This is a genomic window from Litchfieldia sinesaloumensis (assembly GCF_900156865.1).
Lineage (GTDB): Bacteria > Bacillota > Bacilli > Bacillales > Bacillaceae_L > Ferdinandcohnia > Ferdinandcohnia sinesaloumensis.
In genome coordinates, this window is record NZ_LT732529.1 from 3,533,098 (window position 1) to 3,556,124 (window position 23,027).

Below are 23,027 nucleotides of genomic sequence, written 5' to 3' on the forward strand. Positions count from 1 at the left end.
AAGCTAATTATTCTTGAGATCAATTATTAACCCTAAGTCACTCATAAATAAAATCAAGGAATCCCATAAAAGGCAATTCTATATCCGCTTCACAATAATCGCTTCACGCATCTTCTCCAATGCTTCTTGCCCCGCTTTTCCCCTTTTTATCATAATATTTACATACAATGCATCGATTAACGTAAGCTGGGCAATTCGTGAAGACAGTGCCTCTGGGCGATAGGTAGTTTCCTCAGAAACTGTATAGAGAGGAATACTAACACCCGTACTTAATGGCGATTTTGCATGATTTGTTATCGATATTGTTTTTGCACCTGTAGATTTAACTACATTTAGAATTTGCAGAATATCTCTCGATGATCCTGAATGCGAAATGAGTATAGCACAATCTCTCTCATTCATCTGTGACGCTTCCCCAAGTTGGAAATGACTATCAAGCACCGTATTTACTTTTAAGCCCGTTCGCAAAAACTTGTGGTAGCCATCAAGTGCCACAACACTTGATCCCCCACTGCCAAAAAACTTTATGGACTCTGCAGCTAATAACGTGTCTACCGCTACTTGCAATCGTTCCTCATCCGTGATCAATAATGTTTCCTCAAGTGTTTTCATATTCGCTTGAAATACTTTGGAAGCAATGGTATCAACGGTATCTTGTACCTCAACCTTTTCATGAATATTCTCTGTAGGCGAAACGATTTCTGAAGCAAGCGCAATTTTCATTGCCTGATACCCTTTGTAGCCTAACCGCTTACAAAAACGAAAAACAGTTGAGTCTGCCACACTTAAATCCTCTGCTACTTGGTTAATGGATGAATGAATTATTCTGTTTGGGTATTTTAATATATAATCAGCAATTTTTCTTTCGGTCACACTGAATCTTGGATATAGTGTACGAATCGTCACTAAACAAGGCTTTTGTTGACTTTTCATGTACTTCTCTCCTGATAAGGGCTTTTTTTTTATTATACTAAAAAATGCTATAAGAAAAAATATTTTTTCGAAAACGGTTGCATAAAGAAATTTTTTTCTTATAATAGACATGACAGGAAAATTTATTTCGAAGAAAGTTAGGATGATAAGAAGTGCAAATCGGAATAATTGGATTAGGAAAAATGGGATATCAACTTAGTCTAAATTTATTGGATAAAAAGTATAATGTTGTGGCGTATGATGTAAATCCGGAAGCGGTGAAAAACATTTCCTCCGAAGGAGCACAGGAGGCAGATTCGATAAAAAACCTCGTAAGTCAATTAACAACACCTAGAACTGTTTGGATGATGGTTCCTGCCGGAAAAATCACTGAGGCCGTTATTGAAGAACTACTTCCCCTACTTGAAGAAGGAGACCGAATCATTGATGGCGGGAATGCTCATTATCAAGACTCGATAAAGCGCAATGAACGCTGTGCTGAAAAGGGCATTCACTTTTTCGACTGTGGCACGAGTGGCGGAGTTGATGGAGCTCGAAACGGTGCTTGTACGATGATTGGCGGAAATGCTGAGGCCTTTCTTGAAATTGAACAGATCTTCCGTGACTTAACTGTACAAAATGGATACCTCTACTCCGGTCAGGCTGGTAGTGGGCACTTTTTAAAAATGGTCCATAACGGAATAGAATATGGCATGATGCAAGCGATTGCGGAAGGCTTTGAGATTTTAGAAAAAAGTGATTTCGATTATGACTATGAAAAAGTCGCAAGAGTGTGGAATAATGGCTCAGTTATTCGCTCATGGTTAATGGAACTCACTGAAAACGCCTTCTCCAAAGATGCCAGACTCGAAGGAATAAAAGGAATTATGCAATCTTCTGGTGAAGGGAAATGGACAGTTGAAACAGCGCTTGACCTTCAAACAGCCGCTCCCGTCATTACAATGGCATTGATGATGCGCTATCGTTCCCTAGAAGCGGATACGTTTACTGGAAAGGTTGTTGCCGCCCTTCGAAATGAGTTCGGCGGACATGACATCATAAAAAATTAAATCAATTACTAACTTTATGGTTTCTGTTTTTACTTGAAAATTATTACATTCACATGAAAGGTAGTGAAACATCATGTCAGACCAGATGTTAATTCTGATTGCTTTAGCAGGAATTTTCCTTCTATTATTTTTAGTCATTCGAACAAAATTACATGCATTTGTAGCATTATTATTAGTTAGTTTACTTGTTGGGATTGCAGCAGGCATGCCATTGAATGAGGTTGTTAGCTCAATCGAACGCGGGATGGGAGGAACCCTAGGTTTCGTTGCCGTTGTTGTTGGTTTGGGTGCAATGTTTGGACAAATGCTTGAGGTCTCTGGTGGTGCAGAAAGATTAGCACAAACACTAATAAAAAAATTCGGTGAAGATAAATCGCAATGGGCACTAGGTATTACTGGTTTCCTAGTCGCGATCCCCGTTTTCTTCGATGTTGGTTTTATTATTTTAGTTCCAATTGTTTATGGGTTAGCAAAGAAAACAGGAAAGTCCTTGCTTTACTATGGAATTCCCTTATTAGCAGGTTTGGCTGTTACACATAGCTTTATCCCGCCAACTCCAGGACCAATTGCGGTTGCTGATTTAATTGGAGCAGATCTTGGTTGGGTAATTCTGTTTGGTGCAATTGCTGGTATCCCTGCAATGATCATTTCTGGTCCATTATTCGCAAAATACATTTCAAAAAAGTTACATGTTATGGTTCCAGATTATATGAACTTGGAAGATATTGAGTACGATAAAGAATTACCTAGCTTTAAATTAATATCTTTTTTAATCTTGATTCCTTTAGTATTAATTTTATTTAATACTGTTTCCGGTGTGTTATTGGAAGAAGGTCATATTATCAGAGTCATTTTAACCTTTCTTGGGCACCCTTTTGTGGCGTTAACAATAGCAACAATCTTAACTTTCATTTTCCTTGGGACAAAACGCGGTTACTCTCGTCAAGAAGTACAAGACATTGCAACGAAAGCGTTAGAGCCTGCTGGGATTATCATTCTTGTAACAGGTGCCGGTGGCGTTTTCAAACAAGTATTGATTGATTCAGGTGTAGGTGAAGTACTAGGAGAAATGATGGCTGGTTCTCCTTTACCTCCAATTTTACTTGCCTTTTTAATTGCTGCAGCTGTTCGTGTTGCACAAGGTTCAGCAACTGTATCTATGGTTACTGCAGCTGGATTAATGGCCCCACTGATTCAGATGCTGGAAATGGAAGGCCCCGTACTTGGCTTGCTCGTTATTGCTATCGCATCAGGTGCAACTGTGTTATCTCACGTCAATGACTCTGGTTTCTGGTTAGTTGGACGCTACTTCGGATTGAGTGTAAAAGATACATTAAAATCTTGGACAGTGATGGAAACGCTTATTGGATTAGTTGGCGTTAGTGTAGCACTGATTATTGGAATATTTATATAGTACTATCTTGCTAGGTAAGTCCTTCTCCTTGTGGCGGTGAAGGACTTATTTTGTTTTATCTTAAAATCTTTGGCCTTCTTTGGTGGACATGTGATCCTTTTAGTTAATTACATGTTTATATCAAATCTTTTTATATCTCCACTATACTTAAGGTTCAGTTTCTGTGCCTTTTTATCACTTTTATAAAACCACACTTATTTGTGATACGGTTCATTCCTAATAATTCGAAAGGCTCGGTATACTTGCTCCACCAATATCAATCTCATTAATTGATGGGGGAAAGTCATTTTTGAAAAGGACAATGTATCATTTGCCCGCTTCATGACACCTTTACTTAATCCAAGTGATCCACCTATTACAAATGCGATTTTGCTTTTTCCGTAGGTTGCTAGGTTTTCAATGTCACTTGCGAGTTGCTCTGACGATTTCATCTTGCCTTCAATGGCCAAAGCGACTACATGAACATCATCAGATAACTTTGCTAAAATTCGTTCTCCCTCTTTTTGCTTTACTTGCTCCATTTCCGTCTCACTTAGATTTTCAGGCGCCTTTTCATCCGCGAGCTCAATTATATCAACTTTTGCATAAGCGGTTAATCGTTTTAAATACTCATTAATTCCTTGTATTAAATATTTCTCTTTCAATTTACCAATTGTTACGATTGTGATGTTCAACTTTATCCCCACTCCACTCACATTTTACAAACACGTTATCCACATTAGTTATCCACATATCCACATTTTCTATCCACATCTTGTATGGGAATATTAGTTCCCTACAAGATATACCGCCTTATTTTGACAAAATTCACAGTTTGTTGATAAGTTTTCATCCTCTATTTTTGTCATATTTGGTGGAACCTCGTGTTCATCTACGACAATATCCAATGCCAATTCGACATGTTCATCACAACATTTAATCATTTTCTTAATCCTCCATTTATTTTATCCACAAACGTAAATGATTTTATGGGTTTAAATTTCATTTTTCCTTCATCCACATGTGTTTATCTTTACCATTTTAGCATAAAAGTTTTATCCACAAAGCTTTGAATAATTTCTATCGCTAACTAACGCATTCAAGCTATATTTACAAGCCTTTTAATCAATTTTACCCAAATTGTAAATAATTCATGACACACAAAAGGCAGGGATTCATTTCCCTGCCTCTTCCCAACTCAACCTTAAGAGTTTCTTCGTTCCATCACATTAATGCCGATACCAATTAGCACAACTCCCATTAAGGTCATGATGCTGATTGGATATAACAAATCATCCATAGATGCTCCGTAAATAGTTGCTCCTTTTAATCCTTCCATTGCATGTTTAATAGGAATAAAATCAGAAACCATTAATAAAAAATCGGAGCTTACTATTTCCAATGGCCAATATGCGCCACCGAGCATCGCCATACTAACAGCAACAAGTGAAATAATAGCATTAAAGTGCTGCGTGCTTTTAACTACACTAACTAAAAACATATTTACTGCCACAATTGAAAATACATATGGTACTAATATAAGTAGAGTTTTTTCAAATCCCCCATAAAAGTCTACCCCAACCACATACCGAAATACCACAAAAATAAGGGCAACCTGAACATAACCTGAGAGAAAACTATATATTAAATTTCCTGCATACATTTCCCACTTTTTAAGTGGTGATAGAATCATCCGATCCCATACACCCCATGTTTTCTCCTGTAAAATATGGTGAACGTTATAGGAGATTGTATAAATTACAAAGAACAAAGTAAATCCAAAAATCGTCTGCAACTGGTTATCAATAATAACAGTATCATCACTACGAAAGGAAGCAGCCTCAATTTGAAATAACGGATTCTTTTCCTTTTCCTTTAGTTCATTCATGATTGCCTCTGTATCAACACCGTCATTACTGTTTGTTAGTATCCTTTCCTCCATCAATAGGTCTCCATAGAAGGTTTGTAGATATGTCTCTATCAAACGAACATTAGGTGTTTCTGTCACAATCACAATTGTGTAAGAATCCTCTTCTAGCTTTACAGCAGTCTCGGCATCGCCCTCACTGACCATTTTCTTTGCTTCTGTTTCAGTCATTGAAATAAACTCAAAGCTTTGTGACTTAATAAGTTCCTTCCATAGGCCAGTCTCCTCGATATTCTCTATATCTGAATAAACTGGGATATTTATATTTGTATAGTTTGCGCTACCTAATAGCAATGCAAATAGTATACTCATCACGGTCATACCGATCATCAGCATGGGCTTTCTCATAAATAATCTACATTTTGCCCGTAGGATACTTATCATATGGCATCACCTCGTCTTGGAAAGCTGAAAACGGCAGCAGTTAGCATAATAAGACCAAATACAAGTAGATAGTAGATATGGTGAGAAATAGCTGAGATTTCTGTTCCTTGAAGCAACTGTAGTAAAGCGCTCATTCCTGCACCATTTGGTGTAAAATTCCCCAACATTCCAATTACAGAGGAGGTTTCACTAATGGGGGTAAAGCTCCCACCTAAAAAGGCAAAAATAGAGACCATAACATTACCAAAAAAGCTAGACACTCCTTCTGAATCAATTCGGAAATTAAGTGCCGTTAATAAAGCTCCTACGCCTCCTATTGCAAAGCATAAAGAGATATTTACTACTAAAAACCCAATCATATCCTTCCATACCACATCAAATACAATCGATGTAATACCATATAAAATCGCTTGCTGAGCAATACCAATTACTATAATCGAGATAAAAATTCCTCCAAGATAAGACCATCTAGAGGTATTTGATAAAATAATACGATTATACACATGCAATTGTTTTTCCCGATAAGCAAATGAACTTAAATGTGATGCAATAAACATAATAAACATGACGCTCATACCTACAGTATAATATTGCAGTGAATTAATAGGGTCTCTTTCCGTAACGGTTTCAATCTTTCCTAGGTTCGCACTGCTCACAGCCTCTAACTGAATCCCCGCCTTAGAAATAACAGTCATAGAAGTAAGTTGTTTTTGAAAATTAAGAAGGACATCCTCTATCACTTTAGGGGAGACTTCTTTTCCTTCGTTCTTATATAACTTCATGGAAGTTGTAGACGGTTCATCGAGTAAAGCAGCTGATAAAATATCTAGAGTATAGTATTCTGGTATCTCAATCACTGCAGAATAGCGATCATCATTTTTTATTTCATCTATCTTTTCCGGTTCTACTTTTTCTAGCTCCACGATTTCCTTTAATTCCTTATCACCAAACACTTCTTCTAACAAAATTTGAACTGGACGAAGCTGGTTTGCTCCCTGTACTAAAGCTTTCTCAGCCTCCACAGGCATTTCCACAGCTTCTACCTTTTCAATAAAAGCGGCCACATCCTTTTCTTCATCACTATGATCTATAAAAGCGACCTTAGCTGATATCGTTGATGTATTGCCCCCCATCACGCCACCTAAGGCAAATCCAAGGATGCCAATAAGGATGAGTGGCATTAGGACCAGCACAAGTAATTCTTGAGGATTCCTTAGTAACACCAATAAATCCTTTTTAATAAATGGAATAATCATCTACTCACCTCCTAATCACGTAGTGCTCTACCAGTTAAATGAAGAAAGACGTCCTCAAGTGTCGGTGCCTTCACCTCAACCGAAATCAATGAAGTACCTGTTTCTTCTGCCAGTTGAGAAATTTTTTGAAACAGATTATACTCCTTCGGAACAATTACCGTTACATCATGGTCATGTACTTTAACTTGGCGAATCGTTATATCGGCTTCTAGCAATTCAATAAACTCCTCTTTTACCCGCTCTACTTTAATAGAAATTGTATTTTCAGAGGAAAGAATATTCTTCAATTCTTCTTTTGTGCCTGATGCAATAATGTGACCTTTATCCATTATATAGATACGGTCACATAAAAACTCGACTTCCTCCATGTAATGACTCGTATATAAGACCGTCATTCCTCGTTCTTTATTAAGACGCTTCACTGTTTCTAAAATATAGTTACGAGACTGTGGATCAATGCCTACCGTCGGCTCATCCATAATGATGATTTCCGGGTTATGCAACAAGGCCACCCCGATATTCAACCTTCTTTTCATCCCCCCTGAAAATGTTTTAACGATATCCTTTCTTCGTTCAGTTAATCCAATTTGATTTAAAACCTCTTCAATACGTTGTTTAAGTTTGGCACCTTTTAATCGGTAAATCTCACCGAAAAAACGCAAATTTTCTTCTGCTGATAAATCTGTATACAAGGCTATCTCCTGTGGAACTACACCCAATATCTTACGTATATTCTGTGGCTGCTTAGTAGTGCTTTGGTTCATTAACCTCACATCACCAGAAGTCGGTACAACCAATGAAGAAAGCATCGAGATTGTCGTCGACTTTCCTGCTCCATTCGGTCCAAGAAGCCCCACAATCTCTCCCTTTTCCAAAAACATGTTTACTCCTTGTGCAGCAAACTTTTGTTTATATTTCTTCGACAGATTGATAATCTCTAACATATCCGTTCCCTCCCTTATATCTCTATCATAATCACTCATGCATCCGTACAGCACTATCTCACGTCACTTGTTTATGTAATAACCATGACCTTAGTCATGAATCCAAACAAAAAGGGCATCCTTTGGATACCCATTTGTTTATGTAAGATCATTTTTCACGGCAAAAATGGCTAGTTGAGTTCGATCCCGAAGTCCTAACTTATGCAACACCTGCGTGATATGGTTTTTGACTGTACCGACTGATAAGAATAGCTCATCGGCAATTTCCTTATTTGTTTTTCCCTCGCCTACTAATCTTGTAATATCTAACTCACGAGATGATAGTGGTAATTCTAGTTTTTTCTCCAATTTATGTAATAATCGTGGCATAACCTTTGCTACGACTTCTTCGTGAATTGGTAATCCCCCTTGAAAACAGCTGTAGACGGCATGAATTAAGGCATGTTGATCTGATGTTTTAAGTAAAAAAGCATCCGCACCATTTTTTAATGCTTGAATGGCATATTCATCGTCATTAAAGGTTGTAAGGATTAAAATCTTTACATGAGGCCAGCGTTCTTTAATCTTTCTTGTTGCTTCGATACCATTTATAATAGGCATTCGAATATCCATTAGCACAACATCAATGACATGTGCCTCCATCTTATTAATTGCTTCTTGCCCGTTCTCAGCCTCAGCTACTACTCGAATCCGGCTATCCTGTTCTAACATGAGTTTTAAACCCTGCCTTACTATCGACTGATCTTCTACAATCAACACACTCCACATGTAAGCTTCCCTCCTTACTTCTTTATAATAGGAATCATACCCTTAATTACAAACTCGTCATCCGTTTGGTAAACAGCAAGGTTACCGTCTAATTCCTCGACACGGTTTCTCATATTTGAAAGCCCAAACCCCTCTTGAAAAGGTTTCTTCTTATGAATTCGGTTTTTAACGACAAACTCCAAGTTACCATGAGCGGTTTTACCAAGAACCACCTGTACTTCACGTGAATGGGCATGGCGCATAGCATTTGTTAATCCTTCCTGAATGACCCGATACAGCACAACACTTTGTACATTTGTGAGTTGCTCTGAAAGTATTCCCTGTTTTGTTGTAAACTGAACCATGATATGGCTTTCTACCTCAAGCTTTTTTATGAGCTGTAAAATGGTTGCAATCCCTTCATGTTCCTTGTCCTTAAGCGTTCGAACTGCAAATCGTGTTTCCTCTAAACTCTCCTTCGCCAACTCCTTTAGCTCCTTGTATTGTTCCGGTCCATGCTTAATTGCGAGGATCTCTATCTGCATTAACAGTGCTGTCAGTTTATGACCTACCGAATCGTGAATATCCCTTGCGATTTTGGTTCTCTCCTGATAGCGAGCCTCCTCTTCAGTAATAAGTGCAGCCCTCTTTACCTTTCGATATTCCCCGAGCAATTCTTCGTAAAGATTTCGTTGTTCTTCACGCTTTGCCCATAACTCATTAACCTTAAGGGTAAGAATATAGAATAAGAGAAAGTAAACATAGACTGCTAGCTCCATTTTTGTCCACATCAGGACCCCAATTAAGCATACTGCTGTTAAAACCACGAGTAATTTAAATTGTGCACTATATAGTTGATTTGCTGCCATCAGGGAAACAAACATGATTAATAAATATGTATATGAGTTATTCGCTTCAACGACTCCCAGTAACACCAATAAAGCAGTAATTGCAATATATAAGTGTAGTGGTTTTGCAGTGACTCTTAGAAAAAAGTACAATGTCATCACTAATGCACAAATCAATATCGAATATGCAGTTGGCATTATTTTTTCGTAAAGAAAGAACAAACCCCAAAGAAGCATTAACCCTGTGGCTTGTATTAGAAAAGTTCTCATAGCACCCCTACTTTCCACCTACTTTCAAATTACTAGAATAGCGTGGAGACAGCAAGTATTTTCCAAAATAAAAGCTCATCTGATATAAAATCAAATGAGCCTCTTTATTGAATTCCTCTAGGTACTCTGGAGATTTAGTTGAATCCTATTATCAAAAAGCAATATTCTTTTATCTAATAAGAATACTATTATTAAACATAAGCCAACTTGGTTGGAACTTTTGGATCAGTATCAAATAAATCGAATTGTTCTCCCACAACATAACCCTTACTTTCAAGGGTTTGTTTCACCGACATACGAGCTAAGTCTTTTAAATTATTGTCTTTACTCAAGTGTGCCAAGTAGATGCGTTTTGTACGGTCTCCAATCACATCTGACATCGCTAGAGCCGCATCCTCATTCGAAACATGCCCCACATCACTTAATATACGTCGCTTGATGCTCCATGGGTAATGACCCATTTGAAGCATGGATACATCATGGTTGCTTTCAAAAATATAAGCATCGGCGTTTTCTATTGTACCTTTCACTCGATCGCTGACATAGCCTGTATCCGTAATTAACACAACTTTCTTTCCTTCATGATGGAACACATAGAACATGGGTTCAGCTGCATCATGTGATACGCCAAAGGATTCTACATCCAAATTTCCAAATGTTTTTACCGCTCCCATCTGAAACGTAAACTTCTGCTCAGTCGGAATCTCACCAATATTGCGCTCCATTGCCTGCCATGTCTTTTCATTTGCATAGATAGGAAGCTTGTACTTTCTCGCTAGAACACCAAGTCCCTTAATATGATCACTATGCTCATGTGTCACAAGAATTCCAGAAAGATGCTTAATCTCTTTATTTATTTCTTTAAATAATAGTTCTAGTTGTTTACCACTTAATCCGGCATCTACAAGCAATGAATGCTTGTCTGTTCCAACATAGAACGCATTTCCAGTGCTCCCACTTGCAAGCACACTAAAATGCAACCCCATAGTCGTTCACTCCGATTTATATATAATTTGTCCTTCAATTGCATTTACGTAAAAACTTGTCTTATCATCTATCACAAAATGCCAGGTTGGTGCCAATAGCTGTGACTCAGAATATGGAACTAGCGGGTAATATCCAATTTCCACTTTAGACACATGACTGCCTGATTTTAAATGGTTATTATTAAAAAGACTTTCTAGTGTCTCGATAGGCGTAATTAACGTCTCCATCTCATGCTCTTCAAACTCTGGAATAAAGGTTTGCTCATATGAAATGACCTCTTTATCCTCATTCAGATACAAATATATAACGCCACTTATGTTAACTGACTGTCCAAAAACCTTATAATCTCCATATTTTTGGACAAAGACAACAACCCCAGCTTCTTCATCGACACTCCACATCGTATACTTATCGCCTTCAAATATATGCTCTTTTAAGAATTGTTGAATTTTCACTTGATCTGTTAGTGATAGTTTTACAGGCTCCTGAAACTCACTTTTTAAAACTCCAACGGTCCCAATGTTTACATCTTGATTTTTAAGAGATTTCACATCGTCTTCAGTAAAAATTTTAACTTTCCCACTTATATAGCTTAATTCCTTTGGTTCCTTGGGCAATGTCTCATACGTAATCTCTTCATCTGCTAGTTTCTCGTCGATACTCGCTTCCTTTAATAGGTCAAGTTGGCTACCATCCCTTTTCTGAGCAAGCTGATATCCTAGAAAGATATTTAGAACGAGGAAGGTAATAATAAACAAAGTCTTGGTTTTACTCCAATCCATCTCTATTCCCCCCTGCATCCTCATCCCTTATCTCAGCCTTTATCCAACTACCATTATACCTGTACATCCAAATCGGTTGAAGTGAAACTAATTGGGAATTATCTTCTCTTTCTCTCAGTTCATAGGCAATCGTCACAGATTCTAGCAACTCAGGATTGAAGTTTTGCTTGCTCGTGATTGTCTCCATTACTCTCTCACCTTTAGGAAGTATCGTCTCAACGGTTTCATACTTAATGTTTAGACTAATAGATGGATGAAGATAACTTGCAATATCATTATTTTCCCATTGCTGTATGATATCTGATATCCGGCTGCTACTAAAAACAGGAATATTATCAATATATAGCTTAAAAACGGTTGTTTGATTCTCCTTATTCCAGCTAAAAAAGCGATAGTCATCCGTCCATCCAACATGTTCATTGACATAATCAATGCTCGTTTGAATTAAATCAGTAGTTTCTGACGAATTACCACTTACTCTTGTTGGGTTGAGAAACTGAATGTAGTTTTGATTATGGTAGACACGGAGCAATCTCGTTCCATCAGTATGAACTGTAGCTGTTGTAAGGTCATCTCGTTTTACACGACTTGCGTTAGTAAATAAACGTTCAATAAATGTATCAATTCCAATAACATCTATTAAGTATTCATAGCTATTTGTAGTTGTAACATCCTTCGGCAAATAAAGTGAATCTGTATCAGTTAGTGTATATTCAATTTGTTCAGGATATCTAACGGCTGTTGTATAAAAACTCCTCTTAAATTCCTTTATAAATCCACTACTAACATGCCCCTCATACACCAGGTTTTCACCAGTAGATACAAAGTACACATTCCCTTCTCCATGATTTTCTGAATTCACGTCCACCACTAGTCGGTCAAATGTAAGTAAGGAGTGATCCTTATCATTAATACTTAGAAAAGATTTGTAGAGTTGTAAGGGAATTGGATTTGGAAATTTGATTTCTACATGTCCACTTTGACTTAAAAAATTTGCTAATCCTTGATCTTGTACTTGATGAGTAATGTTTTGAACATCATTAACTTCCCAATATCTAAGTTCTTTCATCACTTTATTTAGTTCTGTTTCTTTAAAAGTGCCAAAATGCTGACCATCAATATGATACAAAATCTTGTTTGGTCTAATAATTCTTTGTGTTTCCTTTGTATTATTTGTGGTCACTTCCTCTACTAAATCATCCGTTCCTAGGAGATCTTTGTATTGAGGCTGATACGTCCACAAAGTCCACGTAAGAATAATGCTTGAAAGTACTAAGACGATTAATACGGTTGTTTTAATGGTTTCATACTTCATCCCAATCATCCTCTAGCCCCTCTTGATTTTCCTCGATTGGCAGAGTAAAGAAAACGGTTGTCCCAATTCCTTCTTCACTTTCAGCCCAAATTCGTCCCCCGTGAGCAACGACCATCTCTTTGGCTATAGCAAGCCCTAAGCCCGTTCCACCTAACTTACGGGTTCGTGCTTTATCAACTCGGTAAAAACGGTCAAAAATACGATTCACGTTTTCTTTAGGTATTCCTACCCCTTCATCACTAACACTTATAATAATTTCACCATTGGACTCCTGCACTTTAAAGGTGACTGTTCCTCCTTCTGGTGAATACTTCAATGCATTTGAAATAATATTATCCAGTACCTGTGTTATTTTGTCCTGGTCTATCTCTAGGTAAATTGCCTTACTAGAAAAATTACGAACAAATGAAACTTGCTGATCCTTGGTCATTTCAAAGCGGTCAATGATTCTATGGAAGTACTTTGTAAAATCGACCAAATCCTTTGAAAAACGGTAATCTGTACTATCAAGCTTGGATAACTGTAACAAGTCATTAACAAGCCTTATCATTCGTTCTGTTTCAGTTTGGGTTACATGTAAAAACTGCGGTGCAATTTTTTCGTCTTTCCAGGCACCATCAGCAAGTGCCTCAAGATAACTTCGCATTGTTGTTAACGGTGTGCGAAGTTCATGTGAAACGTTTGCCACAAACTCTCTTCTTTCACCTTCAATCTTTTCCTGCTCTGTCACATCATATAGAACGGCAATTAAACCATTAATGAAGCCTGATTCTTTCTTAATGACAGAAAAACTGACCTTGATAATGTATTGCTTTTTATGTGTACTAAAATCAAGAATTTCTGTATCAATATCATGTACAAGTTGCTCAAATGTATATTGTTCATCTAAGCCTAAGACAGATACAATTGATTGATCAAGAACTGTTTCACGTGGAACATCCAGCATATTTTCAGCAGGTTTATTGATTAAAATAACTCTTCCCTTTTTATCTGTTGCAATTACACCATCTGTCATATGTGCTAACACTGAAGAAAGCTTTCGTCGTTCCCCTTCAGTTGTCGCCTGTGCATCTTGAATTTTTTTAGACAAATCATTAAAGGTTAAAGCAAGTTGACCAATCTCATCATGGCCAAATACCTTTACCTTCTTTGAGTAATTCCCTCTTCCTAATTCTAATACATGCTTTCTCATCGCTGAAATTGGCCTCGTAATCGTTTGCGCAACAAAAATTCCTAGAATTGCTGTAATCGCCATTGCAATCCCTGTACCCGTAACGAAAATATCATTGATTTCTTTTACATCATCATATACATTTTCCATCTTAGCAATTAAATAGATGGCGCCAATGATATCGCCATTAGAACGAATGGGTGTCGATGAAACATACAACCGATTATAGTTATTATCATCTAGACGAGCGCCATCCAGGCTGTCACCAAGCAATAATGTACGTTTGACCAAATCTACATTCGTTTTTCGTCCAACAATACCTTGGCTATACGGATCTGAACTACCTATTACTCGACTTTTATTATCAATAACCCTAATTTCTTGAATATCCTCTGACTCATAGTCCTGCAAGATGCTTCGGATATCCTTTTCGAGTGAGGAGGTATCTTCCCTCTCCTTAATCATTTCTTGCTCAATACTAAATGCCAACATATTAACGCGTTCGTTTAGTGACACTTTAAAATTCTCTACTAATCGCAGCTCCAATTTTCCGATAAAATATACACCGATAATTTGCATTGCAATTAAGATGAGCAGTAAATAAATGAGTGCAAATTTAAAGTGAATAGATTGTAAAAAGCCTAATCTTTTCATGTTTAAAATTACTCCTGATCTGGGTTTCGCAAATAATAGCCCACCCCACGTCTTGTTACAATCCAAGTTGGGTGACTCGGGCTATCCTCAATTTTTTCTCGTAAACGGCGTACAGTTACATCCACCGTACGTACATCTCCAAAATAGTCATATCCCCACACAGTTTGTAAGAGATGCTCTCTTGTCATTACTTGACCTAAATGCTTAGCTAAATAATGGAGGAGCTCGAATTCACGGTGCGTAAGTTCAATCGTTTCACCGCGTTTGCTTACTACATACGCGTCTGGATGGATTACGAGGGAACCGACCGTAATTTCGCTTGTAGTATCTTGGCTTACTGCCTCAGATATCTGCTGATGCCTTCTTAAGTTCGCCTTCACCCTCGCTAGTAGTTCCCTCGTACTGAATGGCTTTGTCACATAATCATCTGCACCAAGCTCAAGGCCAAGTACTTTATCAATTTCAGAGTCTTTAGCTGTTAACATGACAATAGGCATATCATATTTTTTTCGGACCTCACGACAAACTTCCATACCATCCCTATGAGGAAGCATAATATCAAGAAGAATAAGATCGGGATTTACTTCCTCAACCTTTTCTAATGCCTCATTACCGTCATAGGCGCAAACCACTTTATACCCTTCCTTTTCAAGATTAAATTGTAATATATCTGCAATTGGTTTCTCATCGTCTACTACCAGAATTACTTTTTCCATCGTCTTGTCTCCTTCACTTTGAATATAACTACAGTATTGAAAGTCATCTTTATATAGTTCGAAGTGTTCTACTTATTTTGTACCTTTACTACTAACTTTAGCAGAAAAAGGGAGGTATATCATCAGATGTGCAAAAAAATGAGGTAATGTACATTCACGTATCCCTATTCCATTCTATATATTTATGAAAAAACCTTCAGCATCATGCTGAAGGTTTAGAATGTTATTTATTTTATCCAGTTAATTAGCAGTTACCCTGCTACACATTGACGTTTTATCTTATAAATATTCTAATGGATTTTTAAGCACTCCATTAATATATAATTCGAAGTGCAAGTGTGTTCCTGTGGAGTTACCAGTAGACCCCATTACACCGATCTGTTGACCTTTCGTTACTGTTTGTCCAACACTTACACTAATAGATGATAAATGAGCGTATACTGTTTTCATCCCATTGTTATGGTTAATCACAACTTTGTTACCATATCCACCTGAATAACCCGCTTCAACAACCTTTCCATTGTCGGCTGCTTTAATAGCTAAGTTGCTTGGTCTTGCAATATCAATTCCTTTATGAAGACTTCCCCATCTATATCCCACTTTACTCGAGACATAACCACCAACTGCTGGCCATGCAAGTTGTCCAGATCCTCTTGAAGGTACAACCTTTGTTCCTTTTTCAATGATTTCTGTGATTGGCTCTTTTGTTACTGTTTCATTAAGCTTATTCGTTTCTATAGTCACACCATTGACCGTTTTATATTCATAATGGACTGTCTTTTCTCCATCTTGACCTTCTTGGGTGACCTTTTTGTCGCCTTTAAACATACTCGAGTTTTCATTAACCTTTGTTTCGAACTTGATAGTTTCTTGTTTGTTTTGTTCCATTTTTACAACCACTGTTAAAAATGGTTTATACGCTGTAACATTTAACTCTTGTCCAATTTGAAGAAGTGTGTCTTCTGTCATGCCCGGATTTAGCGCTAATAATTCAGCTGTCTTCAGTTCATGGTCTACTGCAATTGAACCTAGGACATCCCCTTCTTTTACCGCGTACTTTTTCTCTTCTAGTGTACCTTTTTGTAGAAGAGTAACGGTATCAGCAGGATTATTAATTTGATCTGGTGCAATTTTTTCATCGGAAACTGAAACTTTTTCCTCAAACGTAACGTCTAATAAACGAGATTGTCCTTCAGCCAATGCTGGTAGAGGTTCTTCAGAGTCTGCTCTAGCTTCAAGCTCTTGAAGGTCTTCCTCTTTTACATATTGTAATTTTAGTTGTTTAAGAGCTGTATTTGCATCCTCTTCATCTTTTAGGTATGCTACAGGTGCTCCATCAACAGTTATTGCTTTGGCATCTGCTACAACCTCAATCTCAGATTCTAGTTTTTTTACAGTTATTGCATTATTTGATTTAGGTGAGAATGCATGTTCTTCAATAACAGATACATTATCCGCAACTAACGTTAATCCTTGATATTGTTCTTGTAAAGAATCTATTTTTTGTTTGATAACATTTTCAACAACATTCTTAGAATCCACTGTTCCAATTCTTTCGCCATCTATGTATACATGATACACGGTTTGGATTTTTGAATCAGCTGACACAGTTCCAAACACAAGTGTAGAAAGTGCAATTGAAGTTATCGCAACTCGTTTAAATAATGTCATATATTTTCTTGGTGTTTTCTTTTCTTTATTTTGGTTTGACACGGTCTTTCCTCCCTGAACATAGGTTGCTTGTCCGAATTATTCGTTCATCTCACCCTGTGAGTTGAAAAGCGTTGTCTTACAAAATACGCCAAGACGTATTCAACAGTTCGACAATAATCTCTATTTTATACCTTTTTTAATTTACCATAGAATTATAAAAATAGTACAGTAGTTTTCAAGATGTAATACAATTGTAGTATTACTGTCATATTTTTACATGAATTGTGTAGATTTTTGACATTAAATTGAGCCTTTTGTCACAAACACCTTTGAATATTGCAAAGACACATGTCGTATTTTCACAACGATAGACTTATAAGCTTTACTTATTACATAGTTAAATTGGCTTAAAACTATTAGATTTTCAATCCATAGAAAAAGACATAGCCGGATATCCAACTATGTCTTATTTCCATTAATTATAGATAGCTTGCACAACGTTTGTTTGTTTTCTGTCTGGTCCAACAGAGAATATCGTTAATGGTATGCCTGTTAACTCAGATACACGGTGAATATAGTGACGAGCGTTATCTGGTAGATCGTCTAAACTTTTTGCACCTGTAATATCCTCAGTCCAGCCTGGAATATTTTCGTAAATTGGTTCACATTCTGCAAGGACTTTTAAACTAGCTGGATATTCATTGATTATTTCTCCTCGGTAACGGTAAGCAACACAAATCTTCAGTGTCTCTATTCCTGTCAAAACATCAATTGAGTTTAATGATAAATCAGTAATACCACTTACCCGTCTTGCATGACGAACAACGACACTATCAAACCAGCCCACTCTTCGTGGACGACCTGTTGTTGTTCCATACTCACGACCAACCTCACGGATAAGATGGCCAATTTCGTTATTTAATTCTGTTGGAAACGGGCCATCTCCAACACGGGTTGTATATGCCTTTGATACACCAACAACATGATTAATTCTAGTTGGACCTACGCCTGATCCAATTGTAACTCCGCCCGCTACAGGGTTAGATGATGTAACATATGGATATGTTCCCTGATCAATATCTAACATCACCCCTTGTGCACCTTCAAATAATACACGACGTCCTTCATCTAAGGCATCATTCAGGACAACTGACGTATCACACACATATTTCGCTAATTGTTGTCCGTATTCATAATACTCATTAAGGATATCCTCCAACTTAAAGCCATTGGTCTCATAAACCTTTTCCAATAACCGATTCTTTTCAACTAGATTATAAGAGAGCCTTTCTTCAAAGACACTTTTATCTAATAAGTCGGTAATACGAATCCCCACTCTTGAAGCCTTGTCCATATAGGCAGGACCAATTCCTTTTTTTGTGGTTCCTATTTTATTTGTCCCTCTGTACTCTTCCTCTACCTCATCTAGCTTTATATGATACGGAAGAATGACATGGGCACGATTGCTGATTCGTAAATTATCTGTATTTACACCCCGTTGGTGCAGATAGTCAAGTTCTGTTACTAATGCCTGTGGATCAATTACCATCCCATTCCCGATGACACAAATTTTATCTGGATAAAAAATACCCGAAGGAATCAAATGTAACTTGTATGTCACTCCATTAAATACAATTGTATGACCCGCATTATTCCCTCCTTGATACCTTGCCACTACCTCAGCCTTTTCTGAAAGAAAGTCGGTAATTTTACCTTTTCCTTCATCTCCCCATTGTGTTCCTACAACTACGACTGCTGACATTTCTATGCACCTCCAGGGTTATTATAAAGAAATTACTGTACTCCACTCAGTATTCTATCAGTTTTTATATGTATTTCCAATAATTTACGAACATTATTTTTAAATAATTGTTTATCATTCGTTTTCAGACACAAAAAACTTACTCTGGATTTTAATTTGAGTAAAATAAAAAGACGTATCAACATCTTGATACGTCTTCGTCCTTTATTTAGAAAAATGGAGGTACATGTAATGGGCCTCCTACGCACCTGGAGGTAGATCTGCATCCTCAAACCTTCGTTCCAAGTTAACGAATTTATTGTATTCCTTTACGAATGCTAATGAAACTGTTCCAACCGGGCCGTTACGTTGTTTAGCAATAATAATTTCAATTATATTTTTATTCTCTGATTCTTTATCATAATAATCATCACGATATAAGAAAGCAACAATATCCGCATCCTGCTCGATACTTCCTGATTCACGTATATCTGACATCATAGGACGCTTGTCTTGTCTTTGCTCTACACCACGAGATAACTGTGATAAGGCAATAACAGGAACTTTCAACTCACGGGCTAAAGCTTTTAAGGAACGTGAGATTTCAGATACTTCTTGTTGACGGTTTTCACCACTCCTGCCGCTCCCTTGAATAAGCTGAAGGTAATCAATTAGAATCATTCCTAATCCACTTTCCTGCTTAAGTCGACGACATTTTGAGCGAATCTCACTAATTCGAATACCAGGAGTATCATCAATATAAATCCCTGAGTTAGATAAGCTTCCCATTGCCATCGTTAACTTGCTCCAATCCTCAGGTGTTAATGATCCTGTACGGAGGTTTTGGGCGTTAATATTGCCTTCTGCACAAAGCATCCTCATAACAAGCTGTTCGGCACCCATCTCCAGACTAAAAATTGCAACATTCTCATCTGTCTTTGTTGCCACGTTTTGAGCAATATTAAGTGCAAAGGCTGTCTTACCAACAGAAGGACGGGCTGCTACAATAATTAAATCATTTCGCTGGAATCCCGCTGTCATTCTGTCGAGTTCAGCAAACCCCGTAGGTATCCCCGTAATATCTCCTACACGATTATGAAGAGTTTCAATATTATCGTAGGTTTGAACGAGAACATCCTTAATATTTTGGAAAGCACCCGCATTCTTGCGATTTGCTACTTCCATTATATTTTTTTCGGCCTCTCCTAAAAGGGCTTCAACCTCGTCTTCTCGTGAATAACCATCTGTTGCAATCGTTGTTGCTGTACGAATTAAACGTCGTAAAATAGACTTTTCTTCTATAATCTTGGCATAATATTCAATATTTGCTGCTGTTGGTACGGAACCCGCTAAGTCACTTAAATAAGAGACTCCGCCTATTTCATCTAAAATCTTAGCATCAGCTAACTCAGAAGTAACCGTTACGAGATCGACTGGCTCACCTTTATCCGAAAGATTAAGCATCGCATCAAAGATCTTTTGGTGGGCTGTCCGATAAAAGTCTTCTGGAATCAATAATTCTGAAGCTAGAGTTAACGAGCTTGGTTCTAGAAAGATTGCACCTAAGACTGCTTGCTCTGCCTCTATATTTTGCGGAGGAATACGATCAGCAAAAATGTCACTCAACTATTCTCCACTCCCTTTACGTTATTATTGTTCACTTTTAAATAGTCTATCTATCTATTATACTTCTCTTTTATTTAAATCCAATGGAAAATGCTTGTTATTCATAATTCATGCAAAAAATAAAAAATGTGATCTTGTATATTACAAAACCACATTTTTCATTCTAGCTGTTTTCTATATCTAATTACAATGGAAATTACTGTTCTTTGACATGTACCTTTACAGTTGCTGATACCTCTTGATGTAATTTTACCGATACATTGGTATATCCTAAGGCTCTAATACCATCAGGCAAATCAAACTTACGTTTATCAATTTTTATACCATGCTTTTTCGCTAATTCATCTGCAATCTGTTTGCTAGTAACAGAACCGAATAAACGGCCACCCTCACCGGCCTTTGCCTGTAATTCAACGGTTAAAGCCTCTAGTTTTTCTTTTAATTGTTTTGACTGCGCAAGCTCCTCGGCAGCCTCTTTTGATTCTTTATTTTTCTTAGCTTCTAAAGTTTTCATATTGGCTGGTGTTGCCTCAATCGCAAGGTTTTGTTTAAGTAGAAAGTTATGTGCATACCCATCAGATACGTTCTTTACATCCCCTTTTTTCCCTTTACCTTTTACATCTTTTAAGAAAATAACCTTCATTTCTTAGTTCCTCCCTCTAAATACTCATCTATTACTAAAAGTAGTTTTTCTTCTGCCTCTTCTATTGTTGTATCCTCTAGCTGTGTAGCTGCATTTGTAAGATGCCCACCACCGCCTAACCCTTCCATAATGAGCTGTACATTAACATCACCCAAAGAACGTGCACTGATCCCCACTCGTAAGTCATGTCGAACAGAAATTACGAATGAAGCTACTACATCATTCATTGTAAGTAATGTATCTGCTGCTTGGGCAATCATCACCTGATCGTATGTTTCACTTTGGTTCCCTTTGGCAATCGCAATTCCATTTTTATAAATAAATGCTGACTCGATTAACCTTGAGCGCTTTTTAAAATAATCCATATTTTCTTTAAGGAATTTCTGAACAAGGACTGTATCAGCTCCATGTGCACGTAGATAAGATGCAGCATCAAAGGTTCTAGACCCCGTACGAAGTGTAAAGCTTTTTGTATCAACGATAATGCCTGCTAGAAGAGCTGTTGCCTCAAGCATATTAATCTTTTTCTGCTTAGGTTGATACTCTAGAAGCTCAGTCACCAATTCAGCTGTCGACGATGCATATGGTTCCATATAAACAAGTAAAGGTGATTGGATAAATTCCTCACCACGACGGTGATGGTCAATGACAACCACTTTATCAATCTTTTGTACAAGCTTCTCCTCAATCACAAGTGATGGCTTATGGGTATCGACAACGACAAGCAGGGTGTCATTTGAAGCGATTTCAAGTGCCTGCTCTGGTGTAATAAAATACGACCATAATTCCGAGTTTTCCTTCACTTCGTCTAGTAAACGTCCTACACCCGAATCGATTTCATTTGGATTTAACACAATGTATCCTTCTTTATGATTCATTTGTGCCACTTTTAGAATTCCAATTGCAGCTCCCACAGCGTCCATATCAGGGTATTTATGGCCCATTATAATGACTTTATCACTATCTGAGACTATTTCCTTTAAAGCATGTGAAATAACGCGTGCACGAACTCTAGTCCGCTTTTCCACTGGATTCGTTTTCCCACCATAAAACTTTACTTTACCATTTGGAAGTTTTAGTGCTACTTGGTCTCCACCGCGACCCAATGCAAGGTCTAAACTCGATTGTGCAGCAGCCCCTAATTCTGGAAGTGTTGAAACTCCAATTCCGACTCCTATACTCAAAGTAACCGCGACACTATCCTTCGCAGTATTTTCTCTTACATCATCCAGGATGGTGAATTTTGTTTTTTCAAGATGCGATAGAATTTCCTCATTTAACACTGCAACAAAACGTTCTGAGGAGGTTCGCTTTAAAAAAACTCCGTATCCATTTGCCCATTCATTTAAAATGGATGTTACCTTGCTATTTAATGAGCTCTTTCGTTGGTCATCCATCCCCTGAGTCACTTCATCATAATTATCTAAAAAGATAAACGCTAAAACAGTCCTCTCAGCCTCATACAATTGGACAATTTCCATTTGTTCGGTTACATCGAAGAAATAAAGCAAGCGTTCTTCTCTTTTTATAATTACCTTAAATTTCTGCTCATTTAATGTAATTGTCTCACTTTCAACTTCTTGCTGAATTAATGGAACGATTAGTTCTTCAACTTCGTATAAAGACCTCCCAACTAACGTATCGGCATCAAGGCAATTTGATAAATAGGCATTTGCCCATTCTACCTGGTACTCATCATTATAGAGCAATATACCAATTGGCATTTCCATTAGTGCCTCTTCGCCAACCTTTTTTAAGCGATAGGAGAGAGTTGATATGTAATGCTCCATTTCCTTTTTGAGATGTGAGTTTGCTTTATACAAAAAATACGTAATTAATCCAAGGAGCAGAAAACTTGCTAACCCAATCACCCAGTGAAAATAAACGAGAATTGCACTAAAAATACTTGTGATGACAAGCAATGCATATAAGGGGTAGCGAAATAACTTCCTATTGTAAAAGTCTGGCATGTAATTTTCAGCTCCTAA

At 37.4% G+C, this 23,027-nt stretch carries 20 protein-coding genes; 2 read left to right on the forward strand and 18 right to left on the reverse strand.

What is annotated here, in order from left to right; translation table 11 throughout:
• Window positions 1–78: 78 nt before the first annotated feature.
• On the reverse strand, window positions 79–933 hold the full coding sequence (locus CZ490_RS17295) for a MurR/RpiR family transcriptional regulator (protein WP_077620075.1): 855 nt from the start codon (window positions 931–933) through the stop codon (window positions 79–81).
• Window positions 934–1,085: 152 nt separating this feature from the next.
• On the opposite strand from CZ490_RS17295, the gene gnd reads away from it, so the two are divergent.
• On the forward strand, window positions 1,086–1,982 hold the full coding sequence (gnd, locus tag CZ490_RS17300; protein WP_077620076.1) for a phosphogluconate dehydrogenase (NAD(+)-dependent, decarboxylating): 897 nt from the start codon (window positions 1,086–1,088) through the stop codon (window positions 1,980–1,982).
• 73 nt (window positions 1,983–2,055) lie between these two features.
• Complete coding sequence (locus tag CZ490_RS17305; protein WP_077620077.1) at window positions 2,056–3,396, forward strand: GntP family permease; 1,341 nt, start codon at window positions 2,056–2,058, stop codon at window positions 3,394–3,396.
• A gap of 194 nt (window positions 3,397–3,590) precedes the next feature.
• Here CZ490_RS17305 and rlmH read toward each other — a convergent pair whose 3' ends face one another.
• The 17 genes from rlmH to CZ490_RS17390 all read right to left on the reverse strand — a co-directional run bounded on the left by rlmH (window position 3,591) and on the right by CZ490_RS17390 (window position 23,009).
• Window positions 3,591–4,070 carry a 23S rRNA (pseudouridine(1915)-N(3))-methyltransferase RlmH gene (gene rlmH, locus CZ490_RS17310; protein WP_077620078.1) on the reverse strand — a complete coding sequence of 160 codons (480 nt, stop codon included), beginning with the start codon at window positions 4,068–4,070 and terminating at the stop codon, window positions 3,591–3,593.
• Between the two features lie 93 nt (window positions 4,071–4,163).
• Window positions 4,164–4,319 carry a CxxH/CxxC protein gene (locus tag CZ490_RS17315; protein ID WP_077620079.1) on the reverse strand — a complete coding sequence of 52 codons (156 nt, stop codon included), beginning with the start codon at window positions 4,317–4,319 and terminating at the stop codon, window positions 4,164–4,166.
• 260 nt (window positions 4,320–4,579) lie between these two features.
• Window positions 4,580–5,686: an ABC transporter permease gene (locus CZ490_RS17320; protein WP_077620080.1), complete on the reverse strand. Its 1,107-nt coding sequence runs from the start codon at window positions 5,684–5,686 to the stop codon at window positions 4,580–4,582.
• The gene (locus tag CZ490_RS17325) at window positions 5,683–6,942 is read right to left on the reverse strand and encodes an ABC transporter permease (RefSeq protein WP_077620081.1); all 1,260 of its coding nucleotides are present in this window, start codon (window positions 6,940–6,942) and stop codon (window positions 5,683–5,685) included. The genes CZ490_RS17320 and CZ490_RS17325 overlap by 4 nt, the downstream gene beginning before the upstream one ends.
• 11 nt (window positions 6,943–6,953) lie before the next feature.
• Window positions 6,954–7,886, reverse strand: a complete 933-nt coding sequence (locus tag CZ490_RS17330) for an ABC transporter ATP-binding protein (RefSeq protein ID WP_077620082.1) — start codon at window positions 7,884–7,886, stop codon at window positions 6,954–6,956.
• A 138-nt stretch (window positions 7,887–8,024) separates the two neighbouring features.
• Window positions 8,025–8,654 (reverse strand): response regulator transcription factor, encoded by a 630-nt coding sequence (locus tag CZ490_RS17335; RefSeq protein WP_077620083.1) that lies wholly within the window; start codon window positions 8,652–8,654, stop codon window positions 8,025–8,027.
• 14 nt (window positions 8,655–8,668) lie between these two features.
• Complete coding sequence (locus CZ490_RS17340; RefSeq protein ID WP_077620084.1) at window positions 8,669–9,751, reverse strand: sensor histidine kinase; 1,083 nt, start codon at window positions 9,749–9,751, stop codon at window positions 8,669–8,671.
• Between the two features lie 191 nt (window positions 9,752–9,942).
• Window positions 9,943–10,737, reverse strand: a complete 795-nt coding sequence (locus CZ490_RS17345; RefSeq protein ID WP_077620085.1) for an MBL fold metallo-hydrolase — start codon at window positions 10,735–10,737, stop codon at window positions 9,943–9,945.
• Between the two features lie 6 nt (window positions 10,738–10,743).
• Window positions 10,744–11,520: a two-component system regulatory protein YycI gene (locus CZ490_RS17350; protein ID WP_159439984.1), complete on the reverse strand. Its 777-nt coding sequence runs from the start codon at window positions 11,518–11,520 to the stop codon at window positions 10,744–10,746.
• Window positions 11,507–12,844: a YycH family regulatory protein gene (locus tag CZ490_RS17355; protein WP_077620087.1), complete on the reverse strand. Its 1,338-nt coding sequence runs from the start codon at window positions 12,842–12,844 to the stop codon at window positions 11,507–11,509. Before CZ490_RS17355 ends, CZ490_RS17350 begins: the two co-directional genes overlap by 14 nt.
• Window positions 12,825–14,660, reverse strand: coding sequence for a cell wall metabolism sensor histidine kinase WalK (walK, locus tag CZ490_RS17360; RefSeq protein WP_077620088.1), 1,836 nt, complete (start codon window positions 14,658–14,660; stop codon window positions 12,825–12,827). The genes CZ490_RS17355 and walK overlap by 20 nt, the downstream gene beginning before the upstream one ends.
• A gap of 8 nt (window positions 14,661–14,668) precedes the next feature.
• Window positions 14,669–15,376, reverse strand: coding sequence for a response regulator YycF (gene yycF, locus CZ490_RS17365; RefSeq protein ID WP_077620089.1), 708 nt, complete (start codon window positions 15,374–15,376; stop codon window positions 14,669–14,671).
• A 279-nt stretch (window positions 15,377–15,655) separates the two neighbouring features.
• A complete protein-coding gene (locus CZ490_RS17370) occupies window positions 15,656–17,089 on the reverse strand; it encodes a M23 family metallopeptidase (RefSeq protein ID WP_077620090.1) in 1,434 nt (477 codons plus the stop codon).
• Between the two features lie 415 nt (window positions 17,090–17,504).
• Complete coding sequence (locus CZ490_RS17375) at window positions 17,505–18,791, reverse strand: adenylosuccinate synthase (protein WP_077620091.1); 1,287 nt, start codon at window positions 18,789–18,791, stop codon at window positions 17,505–17,507.
• A gap of 240 nt (window positions 18,792–19,031) precedes the next feature.
• Window positions 19,032–20,396, reverse strand: a complete 1,365-nt coding sequence (gene dnaB, locus CZ490_RS17380) for a replicative DNA helicase (RefSeq protein ID WP_077620092.1) — start codon at window positions 20,394–20,396, stop codon at window positions 19,032–19,034.
• A gap of 196 nt (window positions 20,397–20,592) precedes the next feature.
• Window positions 20,593–21,039, reverse strand: coding sequence for a 50S ribosomal protein L9 (gene rplI / locus CZ490_RS17385; RefSeq protein WP_077620093.1), 447 nt, complete (start codon window positions 21,037–21,039; stop codon window positions 20,593–20,595).
• Complete coding sequence (locus CZ490_RS17390; protein WP_077620094.1) at window positions 21,036–23,009, reverse strand: DHH family phosphoesterase; 1,974 nt, start codon at window positions 23,007–23,009, stop codon at window positions 21,036–21,038. Before CZ490_RS17390 ends, rplI begins: the two co-directional genes overlap by 4 nt.
• Window positions 23,010–23,027 lie beyond the last annotated feature (18 nt).